The sequence below is a fragment of the Nocardiopsis baichengensis YIM 90130 genome, assembly GCF_000341205.1.
GTDB classification, from domain to species: Bacteria; Actinomycetota; Actinomycetes; order Streptosporangiales; family Streptosporangiaceae; genus Nocardiopsis_A; species Nocardiopsis_A halophila.
In genome coordinates this window covers 1-4,989 of sequence record NZ_ANAS01000054.1, presented here as the reverse complement: position 1 = coordinate 4,989, position 4,989 = coordinate 1, and the positions used below count along the sequence as shown (strand labels likewise).

Annotated in this window: 7 protein-coding genes; 5 read left to right on the top strand and 2 right to left on the bottom strand. The window is 67.4% G+C overall.

What is annotated here, in order from left to right:
• The first annotated feature begins 229 nt into the window (after positions 1-229).
• Positions 230-1,267: a methyltransferase gene (locus C892_RS29830; protein ID WP_017559947.1), complete on the top strand. Its 1,038-nt coding sequence runs from the start codon at positions 230-232 to the stop codon at positions 1,265-1,267.
• A 175-nt stretch (positions 1,268-1,442) separates the two neighbouring features.
• Positions 1,443-1,613: a hypothetical protein gene (locus C892_RS31680; protein WP_017559946.1), complete on the top strand. Its 171-nt coding sequence runs from the start codon at positions 1,443-1,445 to the stop codon at positions 1,611-1,613.
• Positions 1,614-1,653: 40 nt separating this feature from the next.
• Here C892_RS31680 and C892_RS32835 read toward each other — a convergent pair whose 3' ends face one another.
• On the bottom strand, positions 1,654-1,917 hold the full coding sequence (locus C892_RS32835; protein WP_152513501.1) for a type I-E CRISPR-associated protein Cas6/Cse3/CasE: 264 nt from the start codon (positions 1,915-1,917) through the stop codon (positions 1,654-1,656).
• A gap of 654 nt (positions 1,918-2,571) precedes the next feature.
• On the opposite strand from C892_RS32835, the gene C892_RS31090 reads away from it, so the two are divergent.
• Positions 2,572-2,913 (top strand): transposase, encoded by a 342-nt coding sequence (locus C892_RS31090; RefSeq protein WP_083934497.1) that lies wholly within the window; start codon positions 2,572-2,574, stop codon positions 2,911-2,913.
• 561 nt (positions 2,914-3,474) lie between these two features.
• Here the strand turns inward: C892_RS31090 and C892_RS0128170 are convergent.
• A complete protein-coding gene (locus tag C892_RS0128170; RefSeq protein WP_017559944.1) occupies positions 3,475-3,819 on the bottom strand; it encodes a hypothetical protein in 345 nt (114 codons plus the stop codon).
• Positions 3,820-4,025: 206 nt separating this feature from the next.
• Here C892_RS0128170 and C892_RS32830 point away from each other — a divergent pair, with 206 nt between their 5' ends.
• Together C892_RS32830 and C892_RS32490 are read left to right on the top strand one after the other, a co-directional pair.
• Positions 4,026-4,640 (top strand): LysE family translocator, encoded by a 615-nt coding sequence (locus C892_RS32830; RefSeq protein WP_083934496.1) that lies wholly within the window; start codon positions 4,026-4,028, stop codon positions 4,638-4,640.
• A gap of 2 nt (positions 4,641-4,642) precedes the next feature.
• Positions 4,643-4,989: tyrosine-type recombinase/integrase (locus C892_RS32490; protein ID WP_239647574.1), on the top strand; the 347-nt coding region annotated here is incomplete at its 3' end.

The window sequence follows — 4,989 nt, the reverse complement described above, 5'->3', positions numbered from 1 at the left end:
GGATAACCCCTGGTCAGAGAGACTCTACGCAACCAAGGACAGCTCAACACCGGGATCGGCGGCCGCACAGCGGCCGAGCGTGTTCCCAACCTCTCCGAACACCACCACACCTGGCCCCACTGGGGCACCGGGAGTCCCACATCCTTGCGTGCGTCCGCGGAGCAATATCACCACCGCACGCCAGGACGGCCCGAGTGCACCCACCAAACCGCGACCGGAAGACTCGTAAATGGATACCTCCCAGGACGCGCACCGGATCTTGGACTTGGCCGACCTCGTCACCCCGGTATGCCTGCGGATCGCGGCACGGCACCGGATTGCCGACCGCCTTAGGGAGTCCTCTCTCAGCGCGGAGGATGTGGCAGAGGTGACCGGTTCGGATTCGCGCGTCATGCGCAGAGTCCTCGACCACCTAGCGGCACTGGAGATCCTGCGCGCAGACGGCGACGGCCGCTACGCGCTGGCACCACGCGGTAAGCCCCTGCTCAGCGAGGGCGCGGGCGGAACGCTGCGTGCGCTCCTCGATCCCACCCATCTTATGGGGCGGATGGACATGGCGGTCTTGGGGCTGGAAGGGAAACTGGCCGGGGAGACCTCCGCCTACGCAGCGATCCACGGCCGGGAGTTCTGGGCCGACATGGAGGAGGTCGGGGCCGAACTTGACGGATTCGACGATCTGCGTTCGGCCGACTCGCCGGCGGAGCACGACGCGGAGCTGATCGTACGCAGCTACGACTGGTCACGGATCGGGTCGGTGCTCGATGTCGGCGGGGGGACGGGAGCGGTGCTGGAGCGGATCGCGCACGAGCACCCGCATATCACCGGCGTGGTCCTCGATCTCGACACGTGTGTCAAGGCCACCGGCGCCAGGATGGAGCGCGTTGGCCTCCATAAGCGGATTTCGGTGGTGTCGGGCGACTTCTTCGCATCCCTTCCCTCGGGCTTCGACGTCTACCTGCTCTCGACGGTGCTGAACGACTGGCCCGACACTGACGCGGTACGGATCCTCCGGCGCTGTGCAGAAGCGGCGGGAGCCACGGGGCGGGTGCTCATCGCCGAACTGCACCTGCGGCTGCCGGATGCGCCTGGAGATGTGTGGGCGACCCGGAACGCAGTCAAGCTAGAGGCAAGTATCCAGAAGCCCGACCGCAGCGTGGCCGCAATCAGAGGGCTAATCCACGCGGCGGGGCTGGAGGTCACCTGGGAGGCCCGGCCCACGGCCTTGCGATCTGTGATCGAGGCTCGGCCCCGGGGCAGGTCGGAATAGTGCCTGCGAGAAGCGCGCGCGGAGGCCGACGGTTGAGTCCGTGAACACCGCGCCAGGCGCCGCGTGGCCCCATGGGGCCACGCACCACACGGTTGAGTGGGATGCTGTCGGGAAAGGAAACGTTATGCCAAAGTCAATGAAGCATCGAGTCAGGAAGATGTCCGCTGATCGTCCGGTGACCGCAGCCATTGGGATCAGCGCGGTGTTCTCCGTGCTGTACTTCGCCCTCGCGTTGGGGATCCGTGGAGAGGAGACCGCCGTCGCGCTGTGGCAGTCCCTCTTCTGCTTCGCCGCCGTCACCGCGATCATGCTGGTTACCCATTGGATCCGCGCCGCGAGGAACTGAGACTTCTGATCAAGAAGGCGTTCGACGACTCCGACGGCACCTACCGATGCCCAGGGACTTTAGAAGTCTCCTCGGCCACCGTCCCCCTTGCCGGGGCCAGCGAAAGCACCCCGCGGCCGTAGAAGCGTCCGGGACCTACCCCCTCCATGACGGCGGTCACCACAAGTTCCGGGGCGTCGACGTTGCCCAGGCCGTCGAAGCGGATGCCGTAGTTGACGATCCGGATGTCCTTCTCCTTTTCGGCAGCGGGCTTGTCCTTGGTGCGGGATCCGGATTTGCACCGTGGGCTTGGGGCGGATACCAGGTCGTGGGGGGCGGCAGGTCACCGATCCGGTCTGCAGGTTGGCCTGTCAGGGGCCTTTGTCCTCGGCCTCGGTCCCCATGCAGGACCTTGCGCCTTCTGCGGCGCTTGGGCGAATCCGGGGTGCGCAGATGGCTGCTACTGGCATGGATGCCCAGAACACTACCGCCCAGCGAAGCTACGCACGGACTTCTGTCAAGAGAAGATCGCGAGGAATCGGGCCCATGACATGGAGACATGAGGTACTGACCGAGCGTGGTTGGACAGTCGTTCGTGTTTGGGAGCGTAGATCCGCAGAAGGCAGCTACAGAGATCGCCAACGTGGTACAGGCGCGCCTCCGTACACCAGATGGACCGAACCACTGATGCGGCTTCCCTGGACGCTCGCGTGTCATCACCGCGCTCCCAGCATGCCCGCGTCCGCAGTCCTCACCCCGGACCGAAACTGAGATTCGACCAGGCCGATCGCGCTGACAGTACTAAACTACGTCGCGCCTGGTAATGGCGTTAACGTAGGTGCAGTGCGCCGTGGCGAGCCAGGCATGCACGGAATCGTGAGGTGCCGTCGTGGTGGATGGACAGCGCTCTGCAGGAGGAAACCGGCCGCCCCCGGGGGACGGGCGCGGTCAGCGCCCAAGGCGCTCCTAGAGCTCGTCCATGCCTTCCCGGGCACGCCAGCTCCCCGCGAACAGCGGCGGGGCGTCGTCCGGCTTGAACCAGCTCAGCGGTCTCGTGCAGGACTTCGCGACGATCATGACCCGCCGTGAGGGCCACCGGCTGGACGAGTGGATGCAGCGCGCTGCACAGTCATCGATCGCGGAACTGGGCTCCTTCGTCACCGGGCTGCGCCGCGACCGCGACGCCGCGATCGCGGGGCTGAGCCTGCCCTACAGCTCCGGGGTGGTCGAGGGCCATGTCAACCGGCTCAAGATGCTCAAGCGCCAGATGTACGGGCGCGCCAAACCCGACCTGCTCCGCAAACGCGTACTCGCGGCATGACGGCGGCCTCCCCAGGCACTTCATCGAATCCGTGCCAGAACCCATATTCGAACGACGTTGACAGCCGAGACCGAGGTCGGTGAACCCACCTACTTCGGTACGGCCACCGCCCATGGTGTGCAGGCGCGAGGGATCGACGTGACAGACCGGCTCTAACGCGATGACGCAGCAAAAAGAACTCTTCTGCCTAGAAGCGCTCGCTCGCAGGGACTGATGGGGAGACTGCTCTGGGCACCGAGCCCGCGGGGGGGCATGGGAGTGGGTCGCCGATATCGGTAAAAAGGCAGGTATTACGGAGTCCCTGTCCACGCTGGAGGCCGTCGCCGGACTCCTCCGCAGACACGGTCCTCTGCCGGTCGGGGCCGTCGAAATCTGGTGGGAGCCCCCTTGAGGTCGGTGCAGGCCCCGCGACTGGTGGACCGTCCCGCTGTACGGGACTATCGACACACGTTGTGCCCTGGACCTGCTTCGGCAGCGAAGGCGCCGTCCACCAGGACGCGCTCGACGTCACCCCCCGAGGGGGTGCCGTGAGGATCGCCGTGTGCGGCGGGCGGGGGCGCCTCAGGTGGTGAGTGCGCGCAGCAGGAACTGGCCCCGTGCCAGCACACTCAGCCCCGCGATCTGCCCCAACAAGATGAACAGGTTCGCCGCCAGGGGCGGCAACACACCCCGCACCGGTGTGCTGAACCCGGCCGCAGCGCTCAGCAGCCCGACCGGTACCAGCGCCATCGCCCAGTGCGGCATGTACCACCCGCCCTCGTACACGCCGTAGATGGCCAGGGACCAGATGTGCATCAGCCCGGCGCCGACGGCGCACGCCCAGGACACGACGATGCCCGTGACGACCAGCCGCCGCTTCCAAGCGGGGAACCGCCGCCCGACCGGCGGGGGAGTGGGGGACGTCATGTGGGAGAGGCTATCGGGCGAGGTCACCCACCATCTGGCGTACCCACAGCAGCGCTCTGGGCGTTGCTGTCGGCCTCAGAGCCGCATCCCCCATGGCCTGAAGTAACTGGGCTGCGCTTACTTCTCTACCTGGCCGCTCTGGCGCTGCGTGACGCGGTACGCCCGGAGGGAAGGAGGGTTAGGAGGCAGCGCGGCCTCCAGGGGCGGTGCTAGTGGCCGTCTACCGCCAGGGGCTGATCAGCAACCTGGGCAACGCCAAGGTCGCTGTGTTCTTCACCAGCCTGCTCCCGCAGTTCGCCACCGGCTTCTGGGGAATGCTCGCTCTGGGAGTGGTCTTCGCGGCCTTCACGTTCTGCTGGCTGGCCGCCTACTCGGTGGCGATCGGCTCACTAGGGCGCTTCCTCCGGCGCTCGGTGGTGCACCGCGTGCTGGACGCGGCCACCGGTGCGGTCCTGGGAGCGCTCGCGGTCCGGCTCGCCGTCACCGACCGACCCCCCTCCGGTGTGGCACCGTCTCCCACTCACCCGCCCCCTCTGGTCCTCAAAGCAGACTGGGACCGGAGGTGGTCGCGATGTTGGGGTCCGGGCCGGTGTTCAAGCGGTGCGGGTGCCGGGTGGGCGGTACTTCGAGGAAGCTGGGGAGCACGTGTCCGCGGTTGCGCTCGCGCGGGCACGGGAGCTGGTACTTCTCGCTGGAATCGGACCAATCCGGCGGCCGGTCCCGGGTGCGGCGGGGCGGGTTCGCCTCACGTGAGGCGGCCCGTGCCGCGTTGCGCAGAGCCCGGGACGATGCCTCGGGGACGGGCGGACCGTTGGTGTTGACGGTGGGCGCGTGGCTCCAGCACTGGCTGGACACGCGGACCCGGCTGCGGGCGCGCACCCGGGTCAGCTACCAGGAGCACATCGACCGCTACCTCAGCCCGCACCTGGGCGGAGCCCTGATGGAGGAGCTGACGCCCGACCTGGTGCAGCGGGCCTTCGATCAGATCTCCGGCCACACCACCTCCAGGGGAAGGCCCGTGTCCGCGGCGACGGTGCAGCGGGTGCGGGCCACACTTCGGGCGGCGCTGAACACGGCCGTGCGCGAGCGGCTGCTGTTCTCCAACCCGGCCAACGGCCTGCCTTTGAGCTGTCCTTGGTTGCGTAGAGTCTCTCTGACCAGGGGTTATCC

Excerpts from the sequence above, each read along its gene's own strand:
- C892_RS29830 (WP_017559947.1), top strand. The coding sequence starts at position 230 with ATGGATACCTCCCAGGACGCGCACCGGATCTTGGACTTGGCCGACCTC.
- C892_RS31090 (WP_083934497.1), top strand. The coding sequence starts at position 2,572 with ATGCCTTCCCGGGCACGCCAGCTCCCCGCGAACAGCGGCGGGGCGTCG.
- C892_RS0128170 (WP_017559944.1), bottom strand. The coding sequence starts at position 3,819 with ATGACGTCCCCCACTCCCCCGCCGGTCGGGCGGCGGTTCCCCGCTTGG.